The sequence below is a fragment of the Sphingobacterium kitahiroshimense genome, assembly GCF_025961315.1.
GTDB lineage: Bacteria > Bacteroidota > Bacteroidia > Sphingobacteriales > Sphingobacteriaceae > Sphingobacterium > Sphingobacterium anhuiense.
Genome location: NZ_JAOQNK010000001.1, coordinates 3,755,439 through 3,782,002, shown reverse-complemented (window position 1 = coordinate 3,782,002; position 26,564 = coordinate 3,755,439). Strand labels below are relative to the sequence as shown.

Sequence of the window (26,564 nt, the reverse complement as noted above, 5' to 3'; positions counted from 1 at the left end):
TACACAATGCAAAAATAAGCAATCGATTGCTCTCCTAGAAAAGCGTCATAAATGAAAAATAAACACTAAAAAAAAGAGCTAAAAAAAGCTCAAAAAAAAGCTAAAACGAAACAGCAAATGATCCGAATATCGTGACAGTAAAGACTTTATGAGACTAAAAAAAGAATATTCGACAGTCATTTCAATGGTTTCAAAGCATTGGTTAGGATAATAAAAATACTATATTTGCATCGATGAAAGAAAGCATTATTATAATCGGTGCAAATGGTCAAATCGGAACTGAATTGGCTACAGCTTTAAGAGAAAAATTTGGTATTGAAAATGTCGTTACTTCCGACATTAGAGAACCTCAAAATTTAAAGGACGGGGAAATCTTTGAAACCCTTAATGTACTTGACAAAAGTGCAATAGAATCCCTTTTCCAAAAATATAAACCAACACAAGTATATTTATTAGCGGCCATGTTATCGGCGACTGGTGAAATATATCCACAAAAAGCTTGGGACCTTAACATGAACGGTCTGCTCAATGTGCTTGATCTTGCAGTTGAATATAAGGTGTCAAAAATATTTTGGCCGAGCTCAATCGCAGTATTTGGACCTCATTCGCCTAAAACGAATACAGACCAATACTGTGTGATGGATCCAAATACCATTTATGGAATCAGCAAACTTGCCGGCGAACGACTAGTTGAATGGTATCAAGAACACCGTGGATTAGATATCCGTAGCATTCGCTACCCGGGTATTATATCATGGAAAGCTGAACCAGGAGGAGGTACAACAGATTATGCTGTTCATATTTTCTATGACGCACTGAAGAAAGGAACGTATGAGTGTTTCTTATCTGAAGATACAGCACTACCGATGTTATATATGGACGATGCTATCCGCGGTACTTTACAGTTGATGGATGCACCAAAAGAAAGTTTAACGATTCGCTCAAGCTATAATTTAACAGGTGTAAGTTTTACGCCAAAAGAACTAGCTGAAGAAATTAAAAAAATTCTTCCTAATTTTACAATCACTTACTCGGAGAATGATCCTAGACAAGCCATTGCAGATTCTTGGCCAGCTAGTATTGAGGACTCTCCAGCAAGAGCAGATTGGAACTGGAAGCCTGCTTTTGATTTAGCAAAGCTTACTGTCGAAATGATAGAGAATCTTAAAACAAACAAAATATAACATGGGAAGAGCTTTCGAATTTAGAAAGGAACGTAAGTTTAAACGCTGGGCCAAAATGGCAATCCAATTTACGCGTTTAGGAAAAGAAATTGCAATTGCGGTGAAGGAAGGCGGTCCTCATCCAGAATCAAATTCTAGATTACGTACAGCGATAAACAATGCGAAAGCTGTAAATATGCCTAAAGATCGTGTAGAAGCAGCTATCAAAAGAGCTTCTGAAAAAGATTCCAAAGGCTATGAAGAATATGTATATGAAGGATACGGCCCTCACGGAGTGCCTATCTTAATTGAAACAGCAACTGACAACACGAATAGAACTGTAGCCAATATACGCAGCTATTTCACCAAAGCTGGTGGAACATTGGGTAAAACAGGATCTCTAGACTTTATTTTCAACCGTAAATCTCTTTTTAGATTTCCTGCAACAGAAGATCTGGATGTAGAGGAATTAGAATTAGAACTCATTGACGGCGGTCTCGAAGAATTGTACGTCGAATCTGATGAAGAGGGAAATGATGTAGTTGTTGTCCAAACTTCATTTGAAGATTTTGGAAATATGCAACGTCTACTTGAGGAAAAAGGTATAGCAGTTTCTTCTGCAAAACTAGAACGTATTGCATTATCACATTCTGATATCTCGGAAGAGGATGCTGCAGATGTACTAAAACTAATCGACAAAATTGAAGAAGATGATGATGTTCAAGCTGTATACCACAACATGGCTTAATATTTTTCTAACAACATAAAAAAAGAGCGCTTGTCGCTCTTTTTTTATACCCAAAATTATTTCAAAATAGCACTCAAGCTATTAAAGCTTAATAAAATAGTATACATTTGTAATAGACTAAATACTTTCAGGATGACTTTTGAAGAATTTTTCGCTAAAAAAAAGATTGATTTAACTGCTTTAAAAAAAGCGGACAACTCACTTTATGAAGAATTTAAAAAGCACTATGTGGCCATGGGTGCAAAAAGTTTTGACCATACCAAGAAATTTTGGTTCAATAGACTCCGAAAAAGTTATCGATTAGAGGAGGTAATAGTTGACAAGAAAGAAATACAACAACCTGCTCCAATTGTAAAAGAACAACAAGTTGTTGCGGCTGAAACGGCTACTCCATCTACAGGTTTTAAACCACGCTTTAAAACAATGGTAAAACCTGCCATAGTTCCTGCTACTGAAACAGAATTGAAAAATGATGATGTCGAAAAAACGCAGAATGCTGCCATATCACAAGAAGTAACAGCAAAACCGGCCGGATTCAAACCTAGATTTAAAGCAGGAGTAACATCGTCACCTGTACCCGAGCCCGCTGCCGGCACAGAAAACACCGACGATAAAAAAGAACAAGTTGATCTTCCAGCAGATATTACGACTAAACCTGCTGGATTTAAACCCAGATTTAAGGCCGGTGTAACAAAACCGGTGACTGTAGTAGAACCGACAGATACGGAACAAAAAGTAGATGCACAGCTTGATCAAACGGATCAACAGAACACGCCTGCTGAAACGGCAAACAAACCTGCCGGATTTAAACCCAGATTTAAGGCCGGAGTAACAAAACCGGCGACTACAGTGAAACCGGCAGATGCGGAACAAAAAGTAGATGCACAGCTTGATCAAACGGATCAACAGAACACGCCTGCTGAAACAGCAAACAAACCTGCCGGATTTAAACCCAGATTTAAGGCTGGAGTAATAAAACCGGCGACTACAGTAGAACCGGCAGATGCGGAACAAAAAGTAGATGCACAGCTTGATCAAACGGATCAACAGAACACGCCTGCTGAAACAGCAAAAAAGCCTGCTGGATTTAAACCTAGATTTAAGGCTGGAGTAACAAAACCGGCGACTGCAGCAGAACCTACAGATGCGGAACAAAAAGTAGATGCACAGCTTGATAAAACGGACCAACAGAAAACGCCTTCTGAAGCAGCAAACAAACCTGCTGGATTTAAACCTAGATTTAAAGCAGGACTAACAAAACAAGCTACTACAGCAGAACCGATAAATACGGAACATAAAACAGAAGAGCAAAAGGATCAAACTGTTAAAGAGGATCCCATTGAACCTGCTAGCAAACCGACTGGTTTTAAACCGCGATTAACGCAGATAAAAAATAAAGATAACGGTTAAAATACTTTTATTTTTTATACCTTCATTTAATTACATTTGTATATAAATTATTTCGACTATATAAACTATCTGTCATGTTAAAAGAGGAAAGACAAGCTTTTATTATACACCAAATAAATCTGCACAATAAAGTATTATCTTCAGATTTAAGCATTCAGCTCAATGTTTCTGAAGACACGATACGTCGTGATTTAAATGAATTAGCGGAAAATGGCAAAGTACTAAAGGTTTACGGTGGAGCCTTATCCAAATCTTTTCAATTTCCTTTTCAAGATGGAAATGTTTATGCGAAAGAAGCTAAAAAGGAAATCGCTAAAAAAGCAATTACTTTACTTCAAAATGGCATGACCATTCTTGCTGGCGGAGGTACAACGATGATTGAACTTGCTCGACTAGTACCTGACAGTCTACAATGTACCATATTTACGATCAGCCCCCTTGTTGCATTAGAATTAGCTGAAAAACCAAATTTAGAAGTTATTTTAATTGGTGGAAAACTTTCCAGGAATACAAATATCGTATCGGGATCTCAAGTAACTAATGAGCTCTCTGATATCAAAGTAGATCTTTGTTTATTAGGGACAAACAGTCTTTCCACTCAAGATGGCGTTACAGATTCTGATTGGGAAGTTGTCCAAATTAAAAAGGCCATGATTAAATGTTCAAGCAAACTAGTTATCTTAAGCATTGCCGAAAAATTAAACTCAGTGCAGAAGATGAAAGTTGTTCCAATTCATGATGTCAATTACCTTGTAACAGACCTTAATCCAACACACCCGAGCTTAATCGAATTCTCCAAGACGATTAATGTATTGTAATAATACGGTGGGATTCTCATGCAAACCTCTAAAAAATCAGTAGGTTTGCATCATAATGAAAATACCGGCATTACCAGGATTTAATCCAGAGGCATTCGAAAAATATTTCAAAAACACGGGTTGGCTTTTAATGGCCCGTGTAGGATCCCTGTTTATCAAGATGTTGGTCACAACTGTTGCATTACCTTCCTACTTAGGGAGTGCAAATTTCGGTACTTACAGTTATCCATTAGTTTTGCTTGCTTTCTTTACAGGCATTTCCACAATGGGTACCGATGGCCTCATCACCCGACAAATCATTCAGCATCCTGAAAAGGAAAATGAGCTTTTAGGTTCGGCATTACGCATTCGTATCATAACGGGTTTACTCGTCTTGCCGCTTATTTACATCACTTACTTTTTCATCGCTCAGTACGCACCAGAAGCCCCAGCTGCTACTTTTAAACAGATTGTACTTGTCTCCTTTATATGCATCATACAGGCCGTTCAGATCATCGATAGCTTCTTTCAAGCGAAGGTGAAGGGTAAGATGATTATGATCGTACAGGTAGGAGGAAACATTCTTTCTGCTGCTATAAAACTGATATTAATTCTGTTAAAAGCCCCATTAGATGCTTTCATCTGGACTTTAGTTATTGATGTTCTTATTTTACAAATCGGATATTTAGCACTCTACCGTAAACTGGGGCATCATATTTCCAAATGGAAATATGATGCCACTACCGCTAAAGAATTGATCAAACAAGGCTGGCCATTAGCCTTCTCTTCTTTGTTTATTACCTTTTACATGAAGATCGACCAATTGATGATCGACGCGATATTGGGTAAATCAGCATTAGGAGTTTATACGGTTGTGGTAAATTTTAGCGAAAGTTGGTATTTTATACCTGTTGCTATTTCCACATCATTATTTCCCGCCATAATGAATGCCCGAAAAGGGAGTCCTGAGTTATATCAAAAAAGACTAGGAAACTTATATGAGCTTATGGTTTTTGTTAGCGTATCTGTTGCTTTGGTTGTTACATTTCTCGCCCCTTTTATTTTTAAATATTATAAGCCAGAATATGCACCAGGACTGCATACGCTTCAAGTGCATATTTGGGCAGGTGTATTTACTTTCTTAGGAACAGCGAGTGCACAATATCTCATTGCTGAGGGACTTACAAAGATCACCTTATACCGAACAGCTTTTGGTGCAATTGTTAATGTCGTGCTGAATTATTTCTTCATACCAAAATTTGGAATTATTGGAGCTGCTTATGCAACCCTGATCGCCTATTTTGCTTCGACTTTTTTCCTTCTTTTCATTAAAAGGACTCGTCCGAATGCTATTTTAATGATAAAATCCCTCTTCCTGTTGGGGCTTTTATCTACGATAAAAGAAAGATTTTCGAAAATAAATCGTTAAGTTTATTTCCACTAATAAAATCTAAAAAATGGAAAAAACAGGTAGCTACCAATCATTATTCAATAGCAAATTAATTAAGGGGTTATTATCCTTGGCCTTTAAGGGATATTTCGTTCAGACAGGCTGGATCAACTCCTATTTAAACAAAGAATCATTAGATCCGAATGGAAATCCAATCCCTTGGCTCACTTACTCCTTTTTAGATTTTATTGATGGTCGCTTAAATAAAGATTTATTACTTTTTGAATACGGAGCAGGCAATTCAACCTTATTCTATGCAAAACATGTCAAAAAAGTAACTGCTGTAGAACATGATAAAAATTGGTTTGAACGTATCAAAAATCAAATGCCTGCCAATGTCGATATTAAGAACATTTCTTTAGAAAATGACGACTATATCAACGCAATAAATCAGGAAGACCAGCTTTTTGATATTGTTATTGTTGATGGCAGAAAGCGCGTTGCCTGCTGTAAAAGTGCCATTGAAAAATTGAGCACTGGCGGTGTATTGATATTGGACGATTCAGAAAGGGCACACTACCAACCTGCTATTGACTTTCTTTTACAACAAGGATTTAAACATATCCCTTTTTCAGGAATAGCAATCGGTGCAATACATAGAAAAGCGACATCTCTATTTTACAAAGAAAATAACTGCTTAGGAATATAACCATAATGTCAAAAGCTCCCATTATCTTATTCGTTTACAATCGACCAGATCACACTTTACGTACGTTAAAGGCACTGGAAAATAATAATCTGGCTTCCGAGTCTGAATTATTTATTTACGCGGATGCTGCTAAAAATGAGCAATCAAAGGCTGCAGTAGAACAAGTACGGGAAATTATCAGTAGAAATTGGAGATTTAAAGCTGTAACTCTTACTTTAAGGGAGTCAAATTGCGGATTAGCAGCAAATGTCATCGACGGTGTAACTAAAATTGTAAAACAATATGGTCAAGTGATCGTTCTAGAAGATGATTTAGTAACTTCCCCATTTGCTTTGCAATACTTTAATGATGCTCTAGAACTTTACCGACATCAAGATCAGGTCATGCAGATATCTGGCTATGGTTATCCCGTAAAAGATATTGAAACTCTACCTGAAACGTTTTTCTTTAGAGTAGCAAATAGTTGGGGCTGGGCAACATGGGATCGCGCTTGGAATCGTTTCAATAGCGATATTAATACCTTAACAGATGATTTTACTGCTGAGCAAATTCACCAATTTAGTATAGAGGGCAAAGAGAATTTTTGGAAGCAGGTGAAAGAATTTAAAGCTGGAAAAATCAACTCTTGGGCTATCCGCTGGTATGCATCTGTTTTTAAAAACAACGGATTAGTGCTCTATCCGCGAAATTCATTGACACAGAATATCGGTAATGATGGATCCGGAACACATACAGCAGCAGAGACGACCTATCAAGTTGTACTTGCGAATAAAAAAATAACACAATTTCCGCAAGAAATTCAAGAGCATGCCCAAGCTTATCAATCAATTAAGTATTTTTATGCCCATAGAAAAGGTTCGCTTTTACAAAGAGGAATCCGTTTTGCAAAAAAGAAACTCAACGAATTAAAAAAATAACATGTATAATAACCCCACATTTTCCATCATTACAGTCGTTTACAATAATGTGCGGGATATTGAACATACCCTAAAATCTGTTGTGAGTCAAACCTATAAACATGTAGAATACATTGTTATTGACGGCTTATCTACAGATGGAACTTTGGATGTGATCGAAAAATATAGATCACAAGTATCCGTTATTTTATCCGAAAAAGATAAAGGGATTTACGATGCAATGAATAAAGGTCTAGCGCTGGCCACAGGTGATTATGTTTTATTTCTGAATTCTGGAGATGAGTTGTACAGTAAAGAAACATTAGCAAACCTTGCTGAAGTAAGTGAAGGAGCTGATATTATTTACGGTGAAACTTTCTTAATAAACGAACAGCGAGAAATAATTGGTGAACGTCGACATAAAGTTCCCGCATATTTTAACTGGAAAAGCTTTCGCTATGGCATGAATATCTGTCACCAGGCAATCTATATCAAACGCACTATTGCCGAGCCTTATGACTTACATTACAAATTGTGTGCAGATATAGATTGGGTCATCAAAGCTGCAAAAAAGGCATCTATAGCAGTAAATGCCCATCAGCATGTTGCACGTTATTTAGTTGGTGGAATGTCCAAACAAAGGCACCGCGAATCCTTGAAAGAGCGTTATGACATATTTCAAAAATATTACGGCACAATTCCCAATCTGTTCAACCATTTTATAATTGGACTGAAAATGATTGTTTACCGTATCAAAAATGGTAATCCCGAAGACTAATGATGAATCCAGAAATACTTACTGAACTTGTAACCGTTAAAATGCCTTTTGGAAAATACCAAGGCTATACGCTCTGTAACTTACCCGAACCTTATCTGGTATGGTTCCACCAAAAAGGTTTCCCTCCAGGAAAGCTAGGTATTCAATTGGGTACATTATATGAGATAAAATTAAATGGACTCGAGTACCTACTAGAGCCATTAAAGAAAAAGTGACGAATATTATTTATTTCACCGTTTTATTTTTATGTTTCATCATGATATTTGTTCTTCAAAGGTCGATGAGAAAACGTTAAAAATTGTATAATTTCCAATTTTTAACTAAATTTGCCCTATAATTCATTTGCATTAAACGCCGTTTGCAGCGGTATCAATGAAAACTATGGCACAATATCAAACTTTACTGTACTATTGCTACAGTCCTATCGCTGACGCTGAAAAATTTGCGGCAGATCATTTAGAATTTTGTAAATCATTAAATTTAGTTGGACGTATTATCGTTGCAGACGAAGGTCTTAACGGAACGGTTTCGGGTTCACCAGAGTCTTGCCAAGCGTATATGGATGCCCTTTATGCCGATGGAAGATTTAATCATACCGAGTTTAAAATAGACGATGTTACGGAACCATCTTTTATTAAGATGCACTGCCGTTACAAAACCGAAATTGTTCACTCGGGTTTACGGGATCCAAAAATTATTGACCCCACTCAGAAAACAGGAATACATCTTGAACCTAAAGACTTCATGGAAATGAAAGACCGAGATGATGTTGTTGTTCTTGATGTACGCTCTAATTATGAACATAATGTTGGTCATTTTAGAAATGCAGTTACTTTAGACATTGAAAATTTCAGAGAATTCCCTGAAAAAGTTAAAGAACTCGAAAAATATAAAGGCAAAAAAATCTTAACCTACTGTACTGGCGGTATCAAATGTGAAAAGGCATCAGCGCTATTACTTGCAGAAGGTTTCGAAGATGTCTATCAACTACATGGTGGTATTATCAAATATGGTAAAGAGGCCGGAGGTAAAGACTTCGATGGTAAATGTTATGTCTTTGATAACAGGGTTACTGTTGATGTCAACTCTGTAAATCCTGTTGTAGTTTCAAAATGTAAGAACTGCGGAAAAGAAACACCGAAGATGATTAACTGTGCCAGCCCAATCTGCAATGAGCATTTCACACAATGTGATGAATGTGGTGAAAAACTTGAAGGCTGTTGCTCAACAGCTTGCCAAGAAGATCCGTTGAAACGCACCTATGATGGTACAGGCTACTATGTTAAGATACCTCAACCGGTCAACATCGAAAAAATAAGCAAAAGAAAACATAAAAACTTTCCTCCTAAAGCGCAAGTTGAAGCATAAATAAGAAGGCTCCATCCTAACCGGATGGAGCCTTCTTATTTATGAAATGCATTTCAGAAAAGAATTATATCTGATCAAATGACCATTTAACATAGTTTATATTTTTATCAACAGCCAAATATTTCTTCTCATAATATGTTTTAATAGACAGAACCTCATCTACTAAATCAGAATGATACAAATCTGCTGTTTCGACATGTTTAGGCAATCCTAAGATTTCAATCTGTTCTAAAGTATAATTATAAAAACCATCATTGTCAGTTTTCAGGTTCATAAATCCACCATCATTTAAAACAAACTTATAACGGCCTAGGAAAGTTGGATTGGTCAGTCTTTTTTTCTCACGGCTATCCTGCGGTTGTGGGTCTGGGAATGTAATCCAGATTTCGGAAACTTCATTTTCTGCAAAATATTCTAAAATCGTTTCAATCTGAATACGTAGAAATCCAACATTAGTAATACCTTCTTCAATAGCAGTTTTTGCTCCTCTCCAAATCCGGTTACCCTTATAGTCAACACCAATAAAATTCTTTTCAGGGAAAAGCTTCGCCAAATTGACAGTATATTCACCTTTTCCACAAGCCAACTCTACAACAATTGGATTATCATTTTTAAAATGCGTTTTAGCCCATTGACCTTTAAGCGCTTTACCTGCATCAAGTTCTACGACGTTGTCAAAAGTACCAATTTCTGCAAATTTTCTAAGTTTGTCTTTACCCATTATAATAAAATATCCTGCAAAAATAATCTTATTCTTGCAGTAATCAATAGTATAGTAAAATTAAGTGGGGAGTATGACCGATCAAAGTTTAGCCAAGAGATCATGAAATCGTAAATGTCATTGCAACATTCAAAAATTCATCTTATAAAATAAGTAGGGATAGCTTTTATGAAACAGCTAAATATTATTAGCAATAGAATGACAAAAGAAAAATAGCTATCGCCAGCAATTCATTAATAAAGCCAACATCTGGCTTTGGTCAATAGTACTGAAGGAAACAGTTATCCTCATTAATAAGTTTCACTATAGGAAGGTATACCATATTCATTCACCTGATCTTCTACTACTGGAAGCTTCTCCATATCAACCTTTTTTTTCTTATTCTTTTTTGGTTTAATAAAATCTGTTACTTTCTCGATAATACTTGAAATTTTATCTTGATTAACCTGACCAAGAGCTTTTTCCGAAGCTAACAGAAGAAGAGCCTTTTTCAAAACACCAGCTTTTTTAAAGAAAAATCTGTTCATAACAAAAGGCACACCAATGCGCAGGGCTTTAGTTACCCAGTCTGAGTTAGTGCCACCGCTATTTTTTGTCGAAGCAAAAAGGCCTGATATGATATTTGCACCCGGAATATTAGATTTAAGCGCATTAAAAATACGTACAGGTGTCTCTATTTTATGATTCAATAATTTAACTTGAGACTTTAAATACGCTTCCTGTTCGTTCTTCAAAATCTTGAGACGCGCGATTTCTGCCTTAAGCTCTGCGAGGTTATGAATTTTGCTTTTTTTCGTCATCTTCTAAGTTTTCTTGTTTCAAATTATTTTCTTCTTCATCTGATTCATCATCCCATTTTGCAGAGAATCTGCGGATAGATAAATCCATAAATTTGGTCTCTAATTTTGGCTCTAATACACAAATCAGTAACAGTATCACCAAAAATATTACGGCTGTAGCTAAAAATCCTAAAGAATTACTACCTAATACTTCTCCCAAATAAAAACCAAGGGCAAGACAAAGGAAAAATATAATAAATAAGGTTAAAATAATTTTTGCTCCATCGACAATTAAGCTTGCGATCAAACGGGAAGATCGCTCAACGGTCTTTAGCCGAATTAAATTTAATTGCGAATCTAAATATTCCTTGGTCTTTTGGAATGTTCCACTAAGCGAGAATTTTTCTTCTTCCATTTATTTTTATTTTAACAATCAGAGGCTTTTTTAGCCTCTGATAATATGATCTATAATATTTTTTTAAGCTCTAAAACAACAGCCACTTACGCGTGTTCTGTTATTTCGTCTTCGAAGATTTCTTCCCCTTTATTGATTTTTGTTTTAAGGGTTGAAACTATTTTTTCCTTGAAGTCATTTAGCTGATCAAACTGCTCTTCTGCGCGTTCACGGATAGCATCTCCCAAATCTGCTAATGATTCATTTAACTTGTCTCTTGTCTCTGTTCCTTTATCAGGTGCGAATAAAATTCCTAAAGCGGTTCCGGCAGCTAACCCTGCCAATAATGCCACTACTACTTTACTAGTATCATTCATATTCTTAAACTTTAAATGTTAATTCTTTGCAATCCGTTCTATTCATTAATAATACAAATAGAGTAGCAAATCGTTTGCCAAAACCAATTATTTTTTGACATATGATAAATATCAATTACTACAATATAATGTATCTTATCTAAAACCACAACTTCATGCCGTTCTTCAAAGGAAAAAAATAATTCTCAAGAAATAGTTAAACCTTTTTATTAACTTTAATGATCAGTTAGACCAATTATATGTTAACAAAAACCTATAGTAGTGCAGTATATGGCATTGAAGCCACGAGTGTAGCTGTTGAAGTAAATATCACAGCAGGAACAAGATATTATATTGTTGGATTGCCCGATAATGCTGTCAAAGAAAGTTTACAGCGCATAGAAAGTGCCATTGTGTCTTGCGGTCTTCGCATGCCCAGACAAAAAATCGTTGTCAATCTTGCCCCAGCAGATATTCGCAAAGAAGGCTCAGCTTATGATCTTGCAATTGCGACAGCAATACTGGCTTCGTCTAATCAAATTAATGCGGACAAATTAACGGATTATCTGATATTGGGAGAGCTATCACTAGATGGTAAGATTCAAGCTATAAAGGGAGTGTTACCAATCGCTATTCAGGCGCTTAAGGATAATTTTAAAGGAATTATTCTTCCGAATACAAATGCAAGAGAAGCCGCAATTGTATCAAATCTTAAAATATTCGGAGTTGATAATCTGACGGAAGTAGTGGATTTTTTTAACGACAAGTATGACCTTAAGCCAACTGCTATCAATATTGAAGAAGAGTTTTTAAACAAAATCGATCATGCTGAAACTGATTTTGGTGATGTTAGAGGTCAGGAAAACATTAAAAGAGCTTTAGAAATTGCGGCATCCGGCGGTCACAACGTTATTTTAATAGGTCCGCCAGGAGCAGGTAAAACAATGCTGGCAAAGCGATTAGCGACGATCTTACCACCATTAACAATAGAAGAATCATTAGAGACCACCAAAATTCACTCTGTTGCAGGACAGCTTTTAGCCAAGGAATCGTTGATGACAACTAGGCCCTTTCGGTCTCCCCATCACACCATTTCTGATGTTGCTCTGGTCGGGGGCGGCGCAACTCCTCAACCTGGAGAGATCTCATTATCACATAATGGTGTTTTATTTCTGGATGAACTTCCTGAGTTTAAAAGAACTGTACTTGAAGTGATGCGACAACCATTGGAGTCTCGGAATATTACAATCTCAAGAGCAAAATTTTCGGTCGATTATCCAGCAAGCTTTATGTTAATTGCTGCCATGAATCCATGCCCATGTGGGTATTACAATCATCCCGAAAAAGAATGCATATGTGGAAGCAATACCGTGCAACGTTATTTAAGCAAGATATCAGGACCACTACTGGATCGGATCGATCTCCACGTGGAAGTTACACCGGTAGCATTTAAAGAGCTTGTATCTAATGAAACATCAGAAAAAAGCATCGTGGTTCGACAACGTGTCATTGCTGCCAGAAAAATTCAAAACGAACGTTTTAAACAGTATAGTGAAATCCATAATAATGCTCAAATGAGCAGTACTCAGGTTCGTGAACGCTGTCAGATAGATCAGCAGGGAACACAGCTCCTTAAAGTTGCCATGGAGAAATTAGGTTTATCAGCAAGAGCATATGACCGCATCTTAAAAGTAGCTAGAACAATCGCCGACATGGAACAAGAAACCAACATCCAGAATCATCATCTCGCTGAAGCAATACAATATAGAAGCTTAGACCGCGAGAACTGGGCAGGATAATGCTAAAATTGACTTATAAAATGTTTAAAAATCCATGGATAGAGCAACAAGGTAATAATCACTCCAGAGATTGCTCCAAATAAATGCGCATCGTGGTTGACACCGTCTTTTGAATTTTTAGATGCCCAAATACAGTAACCAAGAAAAAGTACGGCAAATATATAAGCTGGCATTGGAATGATCATAAAGATACCGAGCATCATTTTAGGATCAAACATGATATAGCTAAATAAAACGGCACAGATTGCTCCCGAAGCACCTAAACTATAATAGCCCGGATTATTTTTGTGCTGGAAAATGGTAGGAATATCACTCAGTATTAAACTGGAAATATAAATGATTGCAAATTGAAGGTGCCCCCAATCACTGACCTGGATCAATATTTTTTCTAAGCCAAATCCGAAATAATAAAATGTGATCATATTAAAAAGGAGATGCCCCCAATCTTTATGAACCATGCCACTGGTTAAAATAGTATAAATGCGTTTTTTACGATATATACTATAAGGATGTAACATCATCTCTCCCAATACTTGAGGATTTGAAAAACTATAGATACTTGAAGCCACTGTCAAAGCAAAGATAATACTCGCAACTGGAGTTAAAAAAAGGTATTCCTGTATCATATAATTAAAAACGATCCTCTAATAATAAAACATATAATTCTTTTGGTCCATGAGCCCCCAGGACCAGGCGTTTTTCGATATCTGCTGTACGGGAAGGTCCAGTGACTGTCGAAACCATTGTGGGCATTTCATTACCGTAGCGACGCTGCATATAGGATAATGCATCTTTAATATCCCAGACCATCTGCGAGGCTTTTGCAATAACAATATGGATGGGCGGATAGATTCCCAATCTACGTCCTGATGCATTAGCATTGCTGACCATGATACTACCGTTACGCGCAATCATAACTTCACAAGAAGTTATCCCTGCATCGGCTGCATCAAATTCAATTTCATCCGTATGTATAGGAAAACCGTAAGGGTTTAAAAGGTCTTGAACTCCTTTTTCCCAGGTAAATATCTTTTTAATATTATTTTCCTCCGTCAGATTAATCAAATTCTCAATCAGTTCAATCTCGCCATCACAATACAAAAACTTCCCCCCTACTGCTGTTAATTCGCGTGCAAAGGTCACATCCACAAGCTCATCTTCCTCCTGATATAAAGGTGCCTTCTGAAATTTGGGATGTGGATTTTCTGTCTTTTCTAACAGAGCTTTTCTTATTTTGCTAAGCATCTGCTCTTTGCTGCTGCTATTTTTAACATTCATTCGGTGGAATTGATAAAAAATACAGCGCTTCTTTTCAGAAGCGCTGTAGAATTAAAAATTTATGTGTTTGGATTATCCTCTTCTTTAATACCTACTTTTGGTTCTGCGCTGCTCGCCTCTTCAGGTAACACATCTAATGGAAGATCTGTTTGCGGAACACCGCCACCATCTCCACTATTCACAAACTCATCATACGTTGTTTTTGTATCAAAAGGGCGTTTTCCCAATATTTCTTCCAGATCACTTTGAAATAAGATTTCCTTCTCTAATAGTTTTTCGGCAATCGCAACTAAACCTTCTTGTTTATCTAACAATAACTGTTTTGTTCTTGCATAAACGTCAGTAATTAAATTACGTACCTCAGAATCAATTAACTCTGCCGTTTTGTCAGAATAAGGTTTATGAAATTGTTCAGATCCGTCACGGAATGAAACATTACCAACCTTATCATTCATACCATAGATAGCAACCATAGCATATGCTAATTTTGTGATTCTTTCCAAATCATTTTGTGCACCAGTAGATATACGTCCAAATGTAATATCTTCAGCTACACGGCCACCCATCGTCATACACAAACTATCAACTAACTGCTCAGTAGTATATAAAAACTGTTCCCTTGGTAAATACTGCGCATATCCCAGTGCAGCAACTCCACGAGGCACGATAGACACTTTCACCAATGGATCAGCATGCTCTAAGAACCAACCTGCAATCGCATGGCCGGCCTCATGGTAAGCAACAATTTTCTTCTCTTCTGGTGAAATGATTTTATTTTTTTTCTCAAGACCTCCAATAACACGATCTACCGCATCTTGAAAATCTTGCATATCAATCTCTGTCTTATTCTTACGTGCTGCAATTAAAGCCGCCTCATTACAAACATTGGCAATCTCTGCACCAGCAAATCCCGGAGTTTGTGCAGACAGTTTTTTAGCATCAACTTCTTCCGATAACTTTAATGGTTTCAAGTGAACTTTAAAAATATGCTCACGACCGATTAAATCGGGTTTATCAATAGAAACCTGTCTATCAAAACGTCCTGGACGCAACAATGCACTATCTAATACATCAATACGGTTGGTCGCTGCTAAAATAATAACACCTGAATCCGTTCCAAAACCATCCATCTCAACAAGAAGCTGATTTAGAGTGTTTTCGCGTTCATCATTACCGCCCATCATGGAGTTTTTACCACGCGCACGGCCTATAGCATCAATCTCATCGATAAAGATGATACATGGTGCTTTTTCTTTTGCCTGCTTAAACAAATCACGGACACGAGAAGCACCAACACCCACAAACATCTCAACAAAATCAGAACCTGATAATGAGAAGAAAGGAACTTGTGCTTCACCTGCCACAGCTTTTGCAAGTAACGTTTTACCGGTTCCTGGAGGGCCAACTAATAATGCTCCTTTAGGAATTTTACCACCTAAATTTGTGTATTTGCGCGGGTTTTTCAAGAAATCCACAATTTCCATTACTTCTTGTTTGGCTTCTTCTAAACCTGCAACATCATTAAAAGTAATATTAATGGAAGACTCTTTATCAAACAGCTGTGCTTTAGATTTACCAATATTAAATATCTGACCGCCACCACCAGCGCCACCTCCATTCATACGACGCATCAAGAATAACCATAATAATACCATCACAACAAGTGGTAAAATAAAGGTCACAAAATAATTAGCCCATGGGTTAGAACGATCTTCATAACTTACACTTAATCGCGGCGTACCTGCAGGAAGATTTTCTTGCGCCGCTTTTAAGTTTGAAGCTAAAATATCAGCCGAAGCTTCAGTAAAGTAATATTGAGGGCCTACTTCAGGGTTCAATGACAATGCATTTGCTCCTGGAGCCACATTTTTATATTTTTCATCTTTTAAACGATCTTTCTTGATATAAACATCAATATGTACAAGATCATTTTTCTTAGTACCTTCTAATCTTTCTACATCACCTGTTGGTAAAATGGTAGATTCAAATTCACTGTACGTGATTTTTTTAGCCGAATTATCACTAAAAACGTATTGTAGGGCAAAAAAAACCAATATCAAAGCAAAACTAAGCCACATGACATTAAACTTGGGCGGTTTTGGGGTTATTTTACCAGTTGGTATTTTCTTCATTCTTTCTTATTTATATCGTTTTAATTCTATTTTTTCTATCTTAATTAAGCACTTTGAAAGTCTTGAATTTGAGCGTCGCCCCATAGATCCTCGATCGCATACAGTGCCCTTTTTTCTTTCTTGAAGATATGAACAACTACATCTACAAAGTCAAGTATCAACCATTCGCCAAGACTCTGGCCTTCTTTATATTGTGGATCTTGACCAAATGTTTTATAGACTTCATCTTCTACACTTTTCGCGATTGCTTGCGCTTGAATATGGGAGTCTGCATGACAAATTACAAAATAATCGGAAACAGAACTGTTAATATTTCTCAAATCCAATCGCACTATTTCATTTGCTTTCTTCTCTTGCATTCCATATACCACCACCTCTGACAGTCGCGTTGACAATTCTGAACTTTTATTTTTATCCATTAAAAAAAATTATAGTTTTGACTATTGTATACAATTAAAAAATTATCACCTTGCAAAATAACACATTTTCAGGACTTATTATCGGTCAAAATGTAATTACTGTCGATCGAGTGGCATCCACAAATGATTATTTTAAAGAAAACTTGTCAAAATTCAAGCCACAGGACGAAGGTTCTGCCATTTTAGCAGTAGAACAATTCGCGGGGAAAGGTCAGAGGGGTAATATTTGGAAAAGCGAACCTGGTAAAAATATCATTACATCAATCCTCATTTACCCGCATTTTTTAAGAATAGATCAGCAATTTACCTTATCGTGCGCCATATGTCTCGGAATATTTAACTGGTTAAAAACAAAAACCAACCAAAAAGTGCAAATCAAATGGCCAAACGATATTTATGTTAATGACCAAAAAATAGTAGGTGTACTAATTGAGAACACGATAAAAGGAAATAAAATCGCAACAAGTATTATTGGGATCGGTATTAATATAAATCAGACGTCATTTGGCGATACCCAACATATTACCTCACTAAAATCGATCACCAAACAAGAAAAACCCTATTACATACGATCGCTAGCGACAGAACTTTATCAATTTTTAGATATAGAGTACAAACGGTTAAAAAACCAGGATCAAGATCAACAACTATTAGCATTCAATCAAAATCTTTTTAGAAGAAATGAGATGAAAAGATATATAGTCAATAAAACAAAAATTGAAGGGAAAATAATACAAGTACTTTCAAATGGCCTATTACAGATTCAAATCGCAAATGATATAAAAGAGTTCAATCTCCAAGAGATTAAATATGTCCTTTAAGCAACAAAATATTTACCCTGCTCCGATAAATATATTGGACCAAAAAAGTAAATTTGCTAAAAGAAATTAAACTTTAGCTATTTCCTAAGGTCTTATAGCAAGAGCATGATTTGTATAGAAAGTTTTTAATATTAAATATGCTGATGAAACCATCAATGCCTATCGTTTACTAAAAACAATAAATATGCTAATGATAGCTTTGTAACAATACAAAAAACAAATATATTCCATGAAAAAATTAACATTACTAATAGCAGTACTATTTTTTGCTATTTCAGGAGCAGTAGCTCAAATCCACGATCCTGTTAAATGGACTGTTGCTTCAAAAAAATTAAATGATAAGGAAGCAGTTATCTTTATCAAAGCCACTATTCAGGACGGTTGGCACATTTATTCTCAAAATGTCGGTGAAAATGGTCCTATACCAACCTCATTTACGTTCCCTGCATCTAAAGATTACGCGCTAAACGGTAAAACAGCTGAACCTAAAGCAGCAACAAAATACGAAGAAGTCTTTAAAATGAATGTAGGCTACTTTAAAAAAGAGGTAATTTTTCAGCAAAAAGTAAAATTAAATAAAGGAACAACAACTGTAAAAGGAAGTGTAGAATACCAAGCTTGCGATAAAACACAATGTCTTCCACCAACAGATTATGCATTTTCTGTAGCAATCAAGTAAAAATTAGCAACATATATTTGAACAAAACGCTATTCAGCTAATTCATTATGGTTAGTTGAATAGCGTTTTCTTATTAGCGTGCGAATTCAAAATCACTTCATGAAATGTTAATTTTCTGCGATTTATTATAATTACCCTTGTAATGAAGTATAAACGCCTGTAAGATTGCCTTTAGAAGGCAAAATTGACTTTACAACTACTAAACAATAAGGTGATTCTCAATGTCTTTTTTTAATTTTACAAATTATCTTAGAACTCTATATATAATGGCTAAAAAGAAACTATTTTTAATCTACTTCGTTATTTTCAGTTTATTTATTCCTGTTCTTTCTTTTGCAACAGCACAAGACTCTTTACTTAGTGTGGAAGGAATCGAATTTTCAGAATCTGCTGATACAACATCCCCTGTTGAAGTGACAGAGGATTTGGTTTTCTCTGAAAGTCCTGATACCCTCAGTCAGGATACAACTAAAGCCATGACGCAAACAGCAATTGATCAAGCTCCCGAAGAAAAAAAATCACTTTGGGGTATTTTCATCGCAGGTTTAGTGGGAGGTTTTATGGCATTATTGATGCCTTGTATCTTTCCAATGTTACCGTTGACTGTCAGTTTCTTTACGAAACAATCAGGATCAAGAGCCAGTGGAATAAGTAAAGCTTTACTATATGGATTATTTATCATCATCATCTATGTTGCGTTGGGCATGATCATTACCATTTTATTTGGTTCTGACGCACTTAATGCACTTTCTACAAATGGTATCTTTAACTTTTTATTCTTCCTATTACTAGTCGTTTTTGCAGCGTCATTTTTTGGTGCATTTGAAATTACACTACCAAGTTCATTTGTCAATAAAATGGATGCCAAATCGGACAAAGGTGGTTTGGTTGGTCTATTCTTTATGGCATTTAGCCTTTCTTTAGTTTCCTTTTCCTGTACAGGACCTATTATAGGTACGTTGTTGGTGGAAGCAGCATCTAAAGGCGAGCGCTTAGGGCCAGCAATCGGTATGCTTGGTTTTTCTATTTCTTTAGCAATTCCTTTTGCATTATTCGCAATGTTCCCTTCATTATTAAAATCCCTTCCAAAATCAGGAGGCTGGTTAAATAGTGTAAAAGTAGTCCTAGGATTTCTGGAGTTAGCCTTAGCATTAAAATTCCTATCAAATGTTGATCTTGCCTACCATTGGAATTGGTTTGATCGTGAAGTATTTCTTTCCTTATGGATCGTTATTTTCGGTTTAATGGGTCTCTACCTTATTGGTAAAATTAAGTTTTCTCATGATAGTGAGCTAAAATTCTTATCCGTACCACGTACATTTTTAGCGATAACAGTCTTTGCTTTTGTGATGTACATGATACCAGGACTATGGGGGGCTCCTTTGAAATCCATATCCGCATTTTTACCACCATCAGCAACTCAGGATTTTGATTTATCTGCTGGAATAGCAAGTGCACCGGTATACTCGGATGGCAAAGTAAAAAAATATGCAGAGATATTCCACGAACGTGGTACTCCAAAAGGATTTGATCCTTACTATGACTACGACCAAGCCTTAGAAACTGCTAAAGAATTGAACAAGCCTGTTCTAATCGATTTTACAGGCTGGAACTGTGTAAACTGCCGTAAAATGGAAGCAAACGTATGGACAGATCCTAACGTAGCCAAATTATTGAAAGAAGGTTTCGTAATGGCTGAACTTTTTGTCGATGACCGTACGGAGTTACCTAAAGAAGAGCAGATTATTTCAACTTATTCAAAAAAGAAAATCAAGAATATTGGAAACAAAAATTCAGATTTTCAAGCGTCGAAATTTAACAGTAATTCACAGCCTCTTTATGTGATTGTCGATACGCAAGGAAACGTGTTGGTTCCACCTTCAGGAGCAAATTACGATCCTATTGCCTATGCGCAATACTTACAAAGTGGAATTGACGCCTTCAATGCTAAAAAGTAACGGCTTCACGGGCCGTAGATTTTGTTGAATCGATCCCGATTCGAGCAAAGAATAAAAGCAATCGCAACTTATTTGGGTGATCAATTTACAAATAGATAACCCAAATAAGTTGTTTTTTTCATTCAACTGGTTTATATTGCAAACCGAAATACGATTTATTAAGTTTGAATTATGAGTAATATTAAAAATATAGCAGTATTAACTTCTGGAGGAGATGCTCCAGGAATGAATGCTGCCATTCGCGCGGTAGTTAGAGCAGGTATATATAATGGTTTAAATGTTTTTGGTGTTAAAAGAGGATATGACGGCTTGGTCAGTGGCGATATGTATGCTATGGACGTTAAATCTGTCGCTAACATCATACAACGTGGTGGCACCATTTTAAAAACAGCAAGAAGTGATGAATTCAGAACTATTGAAGGACGCCAAAAAGCTTATGAAAATGTAAAAGCGGCAGGTATCGATGCTTTAGTCGTAATTGGTGGCGATGGAACTTTTACAGGTGCATCCAAATTTCTAGAGGAATTTGATATTCCTATCATCGGTCTTCCTGGTACAATTGACAATGATCTTGCTGGGACTGACTTTACAATAGGTTATGATACGGCTATCAATACAGTTATACAGGCTGTTGATAAAATTAGAGATACAGCAGAATCTCATGACCGTCTTTTTGTAATTGAAGTGATGGGTAGAGATTCGGGATTGATTGCGCTAAGATCGGGTATCAGTACAGGTGCTGAAGCCGTTTTAATCCCTGAATTTAATGTGGATTACGATGCCATCATGAAACGCTTAGATAAAACGCGTAAAAGCAAATCATCACGTATCATCATCGTTGCCGAAGGTGATTCGGAAGGTGGAATGGTTGTGTCAGAAAGAATCAAAGCAAACTTTCCTAAGTATGATGTTCGATTATCGATATTAGGTCATATACAGCGCGGTGGAAGCCCGACTTGTATGGATAGAGTATTGGCCAGCAGATTAGGTGTTGCCGCTGTAGAGGCTCTACTAGAGGGTCGCAAAGGTGAAATGGTGGGTTTAGTTCATGGCGAAATACAATTTATATCGTTCAAAAAAGCAATTAAACACATTGATTCAATCAATCAGGATTTATTAAGAATAGTTGAAATTCTATCCTTATAAAAAATAACAACATAAAAAAACCGGGATTAAAACATTAACCCCGGTTTTTTTATTTCCTTAACACTTATAAACGCCAAGCTTTATATTGATTTATCAAACCATTTGTCGACGAATCATGCGTCGTAATGATATCTTCTGACTCTAATTCTGGTAAAATTTGACCCGCAAGCTGCTTCCCTAATTCTACCCCCCATTGATCAAAACTGAAGACATTCCAGATAATGCCCTGTACAAATATTTTATGCTCATAAAGTGCAACCAAAGTACCCAAAGAACGTGGTGTTACTTTTTTAAGCAAAATAGAGTTACTCGGTCTATTTCCTTCAAACACCTTAAATGCTTTCAGCTTTTCAATTTCTTCTTCCGATTTACCCGCTGCCTTTAGTTCAGCAACAACAACTTCCTCAGATTTTCCATTCATCAATGCTTCTGTTTGCGCAAAAAAATTAGAAAGTAACATCTGATGATGCTTGCCTATAGGGTTTAAGCTAATGGCAGGTGCAATAAAATCACAAGGGATTAATTTAGTTCCTTGATGTATCAGTTGATAAAAAGCGTGCTGTCCATTTGTACCAGGCTCACCCCAGATAATTGGACCTGTTTGATAATCCACAGCTTTACCGTTACGATCCACACACTTACCATTACTCTCCATATCTCCCTGTTGGAAATACGCCGCGAAACGATGTAAATATTGATCATATGGTAAGATCGCGTGACTTTCTGCTTCAAAAAAGTTATTATACCATATACCCAACAAAGCTAGAGTAACCGGAATATTCTCTTCAAAAGCTGCTGTTCTAAAATGCTCATCGGCCTCAAATGCGCCCGTTAATAATTCTTTGAAATGTTCAAAACCAACAGCTAAGCTGATCGATAAACCGATCGCAGACCATAGGGAGTAACGTCCACCAACCCAATCCCAGAATTGAAACATATTTTTAGTGTCGATACCAAATGCGGCAACAGCAGCGGTATTCGTGCTCAAAGCAGCAAAATGCTTCGCAACATCGGTCTGTTGTGCTCCACTTGTCAAGAACCAATCTCGAGCAGTATTCGCATTTGCCATCGTTTCCTGTGTTGTAAAAGTTTTTGATGCAATCAGGAATAAGGTTGTCTCTGGATCAAGGTTTTTAATAGCCTCGGCAATATGTGTTCCATCCACATTAGATACAAAATGCATATTTAAATGTGTGCGATAAGCCTTTAAAGCCTCCGTCACCATTACTGGACCTAAATCAGATCCTCCGATACCAACATTCACCACATCGGTAATGGTTTTTCCAGTATAGCCTTTCCATTCACCAGATAGAATGCGGTTTGTGAATGACTCCATCTGTGCCAAAACAGCATTTACATCTTTCATGACGTCTTGACCATCAACAAATATTGCTTTTCCAGATTGATTGCGCAAAGCCGTATGCAATACCTGACGGCCTTCTGTTTCATTGATTTTCTCACCCTGAAACATTGCTTCTATGGCTTCGCTTAATTGGCACTCTTTTGCCAACTGGCGTAACAAAGCTAACGTCTCATCGTTCACTCTATTTTTTGAATAATCTAAGAGCAAATCATTAAATTCAATACTATATTTCTCAAATCTAAAATCATCTGCAGCAAATAAATCTTTCAAGCTATGCTCGTTTATACTAATATAATGATCGGCTAAATAGCGGTAAGCCGCTGTCTGAGTAAAATCTATTTTTGGTAACATATTTTTCTATTTTAATCAAACTTAGATAAATTTGTTTTATTTACAATGTTAATTGTACCATATCTATAAACAAAGTTATCGATTTCTCCTCTTCCATTAAAAACTGTACTATTGAGGAAATATAAAAATTTATCCCGATCACTGAAGTTCATATCGCAGCTTTTTGGGCATTTCCTATAGAAAGCCGTATCTTTGTTATTATGACCAAAGAACAAATTCAAGATTTGAGGGATCGTGTAACTTCCCTGAGGAGGCATCTTTGACATCGATGTCAAAAAAGAACTGCTAGAAAAAGACCAAGAAATTACCTTACAACCTAATTTTTGGGACGATTCAAAAGCTGCAGAAAAAATATTACAGTCTATCAAAGTACAGAAGGTATGGACGGATCACTTTGATTCGGTCGCGGCAGCTGTCGATGATACGGGTGTATTATATGAATTCTATCAAGCCGGCGACGCTACGGAAGCGGAGCTCAATGAACAGTATCATATTGCTTTAGAAGCGGTGGAAGAATTAGAATTCAAGAACATGCTAAGCGCCGAAGAAGATCAGCTGGACGCCATTCTGCAGATTACTGCTGGAGCCGGCGGAACAGAAAGTTGTGACTGGGCGGCCATGTTGATGCGTATGTATATCATGTGGGGTGAGAAAAATGGTTATAAAGTAACTGAACAGGATTCGCAAGAGGGAGAAGTTGCAGGAATAAAAACTGTCACGCTCCAAATTTCCGGAGATTTTGCATATGGTTATCTAAAGGGTGAAAATGGTGTCCACCGTTTAGTTCGTATTTCACCCTTTGATTCAAACGGCAAGCGTCATACTTCATTTGCCTCTGTATACGTCTATCCATTAATTGATAACAACATTGAAATCGAGGTCAAAGATTCTGAAATTGAGTGGGATACTTTCCGTGCAGGTGGTGCTGGAGGTCAAAACGTAAATAAAGTAGAAACTGCAGTACGATTACACCATAAGCCAACTGGTATTATCATTAAAAATCAGGAATCTAGATCACAATTACAAAATAAAGAAAATGCCTTTCGACTCTTGAAATCACAACTGTATGAAATCGAAATGCGGAAACGCCAAGAGGCAACCGACGCAATCGAGGGTAATAAAAAGAAAATCGAGTGGGGATCTCAAATAAGAAACTATGTATTACACCCCTATAAATTAATTAAAGATTTAAGAACCAATTACGAAACCTCTAATACACAATCTGTGCTAGACGGTGACTTGGACGAATTCTTAAAAGCCTATTTAATGGAATTTGGAGGTTAAGCAGATTTCAAACGAAAAGAGCAAAGATTTTAAAATCTTTGCTCTTTTTAATTTAAAATGAGTTTTTCCACATCATAGACTCCACAGGCTTGGTCGTCTTGATATTATATTTTGCATTACCCTTTGTATTATAAAGAGTTTCCACCTCTCCTTCAACTACGAAATAAATAAGTTGTCCTATTGGCATTCCTGCATAGATGCGAACAGGCTGTGCACATGAAATCTCCAATGTCCACGTATTACAAAATCCAACATCACCCTTTCCAGCAGTAGCATGAATATCGATACCTAAACGACCCGTACTCGATTTTCCTTCTAAGAAGGGAACATGTTTATGCGTTTCGGTATATTCTAACGTGACCCCGAGGTATAATGTATTAGGCTCTAAAACAAATCCCTCTTCCGGAATTTCAAAATGATCAATCTCATTATGATGTTTCGCATCTAAAACACGGTTTTTATAGGTCGCCAGATGTTTACCTAAGTGAACATCGTACGAGTTTGTCCCCAAGCATTTACGATCATATGGTTCAATAACGATATTGCCATTTTCAATTTCTTCTAGTATACGTTTATCCGATAAAATCATGATTATTCAATATTTATATAGGTTAAAGTTGACTCTCAATCGTTTAGAAAAGTGAACAGCAACCATTTTTTTCAAAAATACGGTAATCGTTGATATTTTACAGCATTTCCTAATATTTCTTCTGGAAATATTAGGTATTAATTTTTATCATGCTTCATCAGGTCCTAGTAAGTTCATATCAAAAAATAAAGCTGAAAAACCGCTTATTTACAGACGAAGCTCCTTTTAAATGAAAACAAATTTAACTAAGTTTGATTATGAGCTTAGTATACCTACGAGAATTGGATCAGCATACCAAATTTGCAATTTGGCGTATTGAAGAAGATGAACAAACATTGTCTAATCAACTGCAATTAGACGCATTAGAAGAACAGAAACTCATCAGCCTATCCAATGGCAAACGTCGTTTACATTGGCTCGCCACACGCGTCCTTTTACGCACGTTATTAAACACGACTTCTTATATTGATTGTCCTTCTGATGCAAATGGAAAACCATACCTAGCTAATTTTCCGCAAAAAATATCACTCACTCATTCTTTTGATTATGCGGGAGCGATCATCAGTTCGGTGGGCGAGGTAGGTATTGATATGGAGCTTATCAAATCTAAAGTGGAGCGCATTGCACATAAATTCTTAAAAGAAGAAGAACTGGACTTTATCACCTCGGGCGAAAACCGTATAGCGCAGCTCTATGCTTGTTGGAGTGCTAAAGAGGCTGTGTATAAATTGCAGGGTAATAGTGGCGTCTCCTTTCTACATAATATGACCATTGCTCCTTTTCAATATCAGGATGAAGGAATTTTGAAATTACATTTAAAAAGTGAATATCACGATTGTCACTTCGATGTTCATTATGAGAAGTTCAATGCGTATTTACTAGCTTATGTGGTCGAATAAGCTTGATTTACCCTCAAATAAAGACCTTGTAAAAAAATAATTTTATTCAAATTCAAAGAGTTACGTAAAAGAGAGTACATTTATTTTGCAAGAGTAAAAAATGCGCTTATCTTTGCATCACATTAATAAACAAATGGCCCGTTCGTCTAGGGGTTAGGACGTTAGATTTTCATTCTAGAAACAGGGGTTCGATTCCCCTACGGGCTACGAAAAGCGACTTCAAAAGAGTCGCTTTTTTTATTGATCAAAATTTGAGATGCAAATAATGCCACACCTTCCTCGTAATAAGATTGCGTAAAACATCTTATCTTTATGCAGTTTCTTAAATAATATTTTT

Annotated in this window: 27 protein-coding genes and 1 tRNA gene; 18 read left to right on the top strand and 10 right to left on the bottom strand. The window is 36.5% G+C overall.

Annotation, left to right across the window (positions count from 1 at the left end):
- The first annotated feature begins 233 nt into the window (after positions 1-233).
- The 10 genes from M2265_RS16790 (at position 234) to M2265_RS16745 (ending at position 9,259) form a co-directional block, all read left to right on the top strand.
- The gene (locus M2265_RS16790; protein ID WP_132769913.1) at positions 234-1,184 is read left to right on the top strand and encodes an NAD-dependent epimerase/dehydratase family protein; all 951 of its coding nucleotides are present in this window, start codon (positions 234-236) and stop codon (positions 1,182-1,184) included.
- 1 nt (position 1,185) lies between these two features.
- Entirely contained in the window at positions 1,186-1,911 is a 726-nt protein-coding gene (locus M2265_RS16785; protein ID WP_021190283.1) for a YebC/PmpR family DNA-binding transcriptional regulator, read from the top strand.
- 132 nt (positions 1,912-2,043) lie between these two features.
- A complete protein-coding gene (locus tag M2265_RS16780) occupies positions 2,044-3,321 on the top strand; it encodes a hypothetical protein (RefSeq protein WP_132769915.1) in 1,278 nt (425 codons plus the stop codon).
- A 74-nt stretch (positions 3,322-3,395) separates the two neighbouring features.
- Positions 3,396-4,139, top strand: coding sequence for a DeoR/GlpR family DNA-binding transcription regulator (locus M2265_RS16775; protein ID WP_132769917.1), 744 nt, complete (start codon positions 3,396-3,398; stop codon positions 4,137-4,139).
- 55 nt (positions 4,140-4,194) lie between these two features.
- Entirely contained in the window at positions 4,195-5,547 is a 1,353-nt protein-coding gene (locus tag M2265_RS16770; RefSeq protein ID WP_132769919.1) for a flippase, read from the top strand.
- 28 nt (positions 5,548-5,575) lie between these two features.
- Positions 5,576-6,217 carry an SAM-dependent methyltransferase gene (locus M2265_RS16765; RefSeq protein ID WP_021191412.1) on the top strand — a complete coding sequence of 214 codons (642 nt, stop codon included), beginning with the start codon at positions 5,576-5,578 and terminating at the stop codon, positions 6,215-6,217.
- A gap of 5 nt (positions 6,218-6,222) precedes the next feature.
- Complete coding sequence (locus M2265_RS16760) at positions 6,223-7,134, top strand: glycosyltransferase (RefSeq protein WP_132769921.1); 912 nt, start codon at positions 6,223-6,225, stop codon at positions 7,132-7,134.
- 1 nt (position 7,135) lies between these two features.
- The gene (locus tag M2265_RS16755) at positions 7,136-7,891 is read left to right on the top strand and encodes a glycosyltransferase family 2 protein (RefSeq protein WP_132769923.1); all 756 of its coding nucleotides are present in this window, start codon (positions 7,136-7,138) and stop codon (positions 7,889-7,891) included.
- Positions 7,891-8,106 (top strand): DUF3820 family protein, encoded by a 216-nt coding sequence (locus M2265_RS16750; RefSeq protein ID WP_021191410.1) that lies wholly within the window; start codon positions 7,891-7,893, stop codon positions 8,104-8,106. Before M2265_RS16755 ends, M2265_RS16750 begins: the two co-directional genes overlap by 1 nt.
- Before the next feature lie 166 nt (positions 8,107-8,272).
- A complete protein-coding gene (locus M2265_RS16745; RefSeq protein WP_132769925.1) occupies positions 8,273-9,259 on the top strand; it encodes a rhodanese-related sulfurtransferase in 987 nt (328 codons plus the stop codon).
- 64 nt (positions 9,260-9,323) lie between these two features.
- Here M2265_RS16745 and trmB read toward each other — a convergent pair whose 3' ends face one another.
- The 4 genes from trmB to M2265_RS16725 form a co-directional block, all read right to left on the bottom strand.
- Positions 9,324-9,980, bottom strand: coding sequence for a tRNA (guanosine(46)-N7)-methyltransferase TrmB (trmB, locus tag M2265_RS16740; protein ID WP_132769927.1), 657 nt, complete (start codon positions 9,978-9,980; stop codon positions 9,324-9,326).
- 290 nt (positions 9,981-10,270) lie between these two features.
- Positions 10,271-10,780, bottom strand: a complete 510-nt coding sequence (locus tag M2265_RS16735; RefSeq protein WP_132769928.1) for a hypothetical protein — start codon at positions 10,778-10,780, stop codon at positions 10,271-10,273.
- Positions 10,755-11,174, bottom strand: coding sequence for a hypothetical protein (locus M2265_RS16730; RefSeq protein ID WP_021191407.1), 420 nt, complete (start codon positions 11,172-11,174; stop codon positions 10,755-10,757). The genes M2265_RS16735 and M2265_RS16730 overlap by 26 nt, the downstream gene beginning before the upstream one ends.
- 86 nt (positions 11,175-11,260) lie before the next feature.
- Entirely contained in the window at positions 11,261-11,530 is a 270-nt protein-coding gene (locus M2265_RS16725) for a YtxH domain-containing protein (protein ID WP_021191406.1), read from the bottom strand.
- Positions 11,531-11,769: 239 nt separating this feature from the next.
- Between M2265_RS16725 and M2265_RS16720 the strand changes: the two genes are divergently transcribed.
- A complete protein-coding gene (locus M2265_RS16720; RefSeq protein ID WP_132769930.1) occupies positions 11,770-13,308 on the top strand; it encodes a YifB family Mg chelatase-like AAA ATPase in 1,539 nt (512 codons plus the stop codon).
- Between the two features lie 2 nt (positions 13,309-13,310).
- Here M2265_RS16720 and M2265_RS16715 read toward each other — a convergent pair whose 3' ends face one another.
- The 4 genes from M2265_RS16715 to rsfS are packed head-to-tail and all read right to left on the bottom strand — an operon-like array spanning position 13,311 to position 17,137.
- Positions 13,311-13,934, bottom strand: coding sequence for a rhomboid family intramembrane serine protease (locus M2265_RS16715; RefSeq protein WP_021191405.1), 624 nt, complete (start codon positions 13,932-13,934; stop codon positions 13,311-13,313).
- A gap of 4 nt (positions 13,935-13,938) precedes the next feature.
- Positions 13,939-14,586, bottom strand: coding sequence for a LutC/YkgG family protein (locus M2265_RS16710; RefSeq protein WP_132769932.1), 648 nt, complete (start codon positions 14,584-14,586; stop codon positions 13,939-13,941).
- A 59-nt stretch (positions 14,587-14,645) separates the two neighbouring features.
- On the bottom strand, positions 14,646-16,718 hold the full coding sequence (ftsH, locus tag M2265_RS16705; protein WP_132769934.1) for an ATP-dependent zinc metalloprotease FtsH: 2,073 nt from the start codon (positions 16,716-16,718) through the stop codon (positions 14,646-14,648).
- 44 nt (positions 16,719-16,762) lie between these two features.
- A complete protein-coding gene (rsfS, locus tag M2265_RS16700; RefSeq protein WP_021191401.1) occupies positions 16,763-17,137 on the bottom strand; it encodes a ribosome silencing factor in 375 nt (124 codons plus the stop codon).
- A 50-nt stretch (positions 17,138-17,187) separates the two neighbouring features.
- Here rsfS and M2265_RS16695 point away from each other — a divergent pair, with 50 nt between their 5' ends.
- From M2265_RS16695 to pfkA, 4 genes are all read left to right on the top strand, one after another.
- Positions 17,188-17,958 carry a biotin--[acetyl-CoA-carboxylase] ligase gene (locus M2265_RS16695; protein ID WP_165905888.1) on the top strand — a complete coding sequence of 257 codons (771 nt, stop codon included), beginning with the start codon at positions 17,188-17,190 and terminating at the stop codon, positions 17,956-17,958.
- Between the two features lie 229 nt (positions 17,959-18,187).
- Complete coding sequence (locus M2265_RS16690; protein ID WP_132769938.1) at positions 18,188-18,637, top strand: protein-disulfide reductase DsbD domain-containing protein; 450 nt, start codon at positions 18,188-18,190, stop codon at positions 18,635-18,637.
- A 266-nt stretch (positions 18,638-18,903) separates the two neighbouring features.
- Positions 18,904-20,595: a protein-disulfide reductase DsbD family protein gene (locus M2265_RS16685; protein ID WP_132769940.1), complete on the top strand. Its 1,692-nt coding sequence runs from the start codon at positions 18,904-18,906 to the stop codon at positions 20,593-20,595.
- 171 nt (positions 20,596-20,766) lie between these two features.
- On the top strand, positions 20,767-21,741 hold the full coding sequence (gene pfkA / locus M2265_RS16680; protein WP_132769942.1) for a 6-phosphofructokinase: 975 nt from the start codon (positions 20,767-20,769) through the stop codon (positions 21,739-21,741).
- A gap of 64 nt (positions 21,742-21,805) precedes the next feature.
- Here the strand turns inward: pfkA and pgi are convergent, their stop codons facing one another.
- Entirely contained in the window at positions 21,806-23,455 is a 1,650-nt protein-coding gene (gene pgi, locus M2265_RS16675; protein WP_132769944.1) for a glucose-6-phosphate isomerase, read from the bottom strand.
- Positions 23,456-23,655: 200 nt separating this feature from the next.
- On the opposite strand from pgi, the gene prfB reads away from it, so the two are divergent.
- Positions 23,656-24,739, top strand: a protein-coding gene (gene prfB / locus M2265_RS16670) for a peptide chain release factor 2 (protein ID WP_132769946.1) whose coding sequence is annotated in 2 segments (ribosomal slippage) — positions 23,656-23,715 and positions 23,717-24,739 — 1,083 coding nt in all. Because the reading frame shifts where the segments join, the coding sequence is not laid out codon by codon here.
- Positions 24,740-24,791: 52 nt separating this feature from the next.
- Here the strand turns inward: prfB and dcd are convergent.
- Entirely contained in the window at positions 24,792-25,328 is a 537-nt protein-coding gene (gene dcd / locus M2265_RS16665; RefSeq protein ID WP_132769948.1) for a dCTP deaminase, read from the bottom strand.
- 257 nt (positions 25,329-25,585) lie between these two features.
- Between dcd and M2265_RS16660 the strand changes: the two genes are divergently transcribed.
- Together M2265_RS16660 and M2265_RS16655 are read left to right on the top strand one after the other, a co-directional pair.
- Complete coding sequence (locus tag M2265_RS16660; RefSeq protein ID WP_132769950.1) at positions 25,586-26,227, top strand: 4'-phosphopantetheinyl transferase family protein; 642 nt, start codon at positions 25,586-25,588, stop codon at positions 26,225-26,227.
- Between the two features lie 135 nt (positions 26,228-26,362).
- Positions 26,363-26,434 (top strand) — tRNA-Glu (locus M2265_RS16655).
- The last annotated feature ends 130 nt before the right edge of the window (positions 26,435-26,564 follow it).

Coding starts and splice junctions, on each gene's coding strand:
- M2265_RS16745 (WP_132769925.1), top strand. CDS start 8,273: ATGGCACAATATCAAACTTTACTGTACTATTGCTACAGTCCTATCGCT.
- M2265_RS16690 (WP_132769938.1), top strand. CDS start 18,188: ATGAAAAAATTAACATTACTAATAGCAGTACTATTTTTTGCTATTTCA.
- M2265_RS16780 (WP_132769915.1), top strand. CDS start 2,044: ATGACTTTTGAAGAATTTTTCGCTAAAAAAAAGATTGATTTAACTGCT.
- M2265_RS16775 (WP_132769917.1), top strand. CDS start 3,396: ATGTTAAAAGAGGAAAGACAAGCTTTTATTATACACCAAATAAATCTG.
- M2265_RS16765 (WP_021191412.1), top strand. CDS start 5,576: ATGGAAAAAACAGGTAGCTACCAATCATTATTCAATAGCAAATTAATT.
- ftsH (WP_132769934.1), bottom strand. CDS start 16,718: ATGAAGAAAATACCAACTGGTAAAATAACCCCAAAACCGCCCAAGTTT.
- dcd (WP_132769948.1), bottom strand. CDS start 25,328: ATGATTTTATCGGATAAACGTATACTAGAAGAAATTGAAAATGGCAAT.
- rsfS (WP_021191401.1), bottom strand. CDS start 17,137: ATGGATAAAAATAAAAGTTCAGAATTGTCAACGCGACTGTCAGAGGTG.
- M2265_RS16755 (WP_132769923.1), top strand. CDS start 7,136: ATGTATAATAACCCCACATTTTCCATCATTACAGTCGTTTACAATAAT.
- M2265_RS16735 (WP_132769928.1), bottom strand. CDS start 10,780: ATGACGAAAAAAAGCAAAATTCATAACCTCGCAGAGCTTAAGGCAGAA.
- pfkA (WP_132769942.1), top strand. CDS start 20,767: ATGAGTAATATTAAAAATATAGCAGTATTAACTTCTGGAGGAGATGCT.
- M2265_RS16770 (WP_132769919.1), top strand. CDS start 4,195: ATGAAAATACCGGCATTACCAGGATTTAATCCAGAGGCATTCGAAAAA.
- M2265_RS16760 (WP_132769921.1), top strand. CDS start 6,223: ATGTCAAAAGCTCCCATTATCTTATTCGTTTACAATCGACCAGATCAC.
- M2265_RS16785 (WP_021190283.1), top strand. CDS start 1,186: ATGGGAAGAGCTTTCGAATTTAGAAAGGAACGTAAGTTTAAACGCTGG.
- M2265_RS16660 (WP_132769950.1), top strand. CDS start 25,586: ATGAGCTTAGTATACCTACGAGAATTGGATCAGCATACCAAATTTGCA.
- M2265_RS16730 (WP_021191407.1), bottom strand. CDS start 11,174: ATGGAAGAAGAAAAATTCTCGCTTAGTGGAACATTCCAAAAGACCAAG.
- M2265_RS16790 (WP_132769913.1), top strand. CDS start 234: ATGAAAGAAAGCATTATTATAATCGGTGCAAATGGTCAAATCGGAACT.
- M2265_RS16710 (WP_132769932.1), bottom strand. CDS start 14,586: ATGAATGTTAAAAATAGCAGCAGCAAAGAGCAGATGCTTAGCAAAATA.
- M2265_RS16750 (WP_021191410.1), top strand. CDS start 7,891: ATGATGAATCCAGAAATACTTACTGAACTTGTAACCGTTAAAATGCCT.
- M2265_RS16715 (WP_021191405.1), bottom strand. CDS start 13,934: ATGATACAGGAATACCTTTTTTTAACTCCAGTTGCGAGTATTATCTTT.
- M2265_RS16725 (WP_021191406.1), bottom strand. CDS start 11,530: ATGAATGATACTAGTAAAGTAGTAGTGGCATTATTGGCAGGGTTAGCT.
- M2265_RS16685 (WP_132769940.1), top strand. CDS start 18,904: ATGGCTAAAAAGAAACTATTTTTAATCTACTTCGTTATTTTCAGTTTA.
- pgi (WP_132769944.1), bottom strand. CDS start 23,455: ATGTTACCAAAAATAGATTTTACTCAGACAGCGGCTTACCGCTATTTA.
- M2265_RS16720 (WP_132769930.1), top strand. CDS start 11,770: ATGTTAACAAAAACCTATAGTAGTGCAGTATATGGCATTGAAGCCACG.
- trmB (WP_132769927.1), bottom strand. CDS start 9,980: ATGGGTAAAGACAAACTTAGAAAATTTGCAGAAATTGGTACTTTTGAC.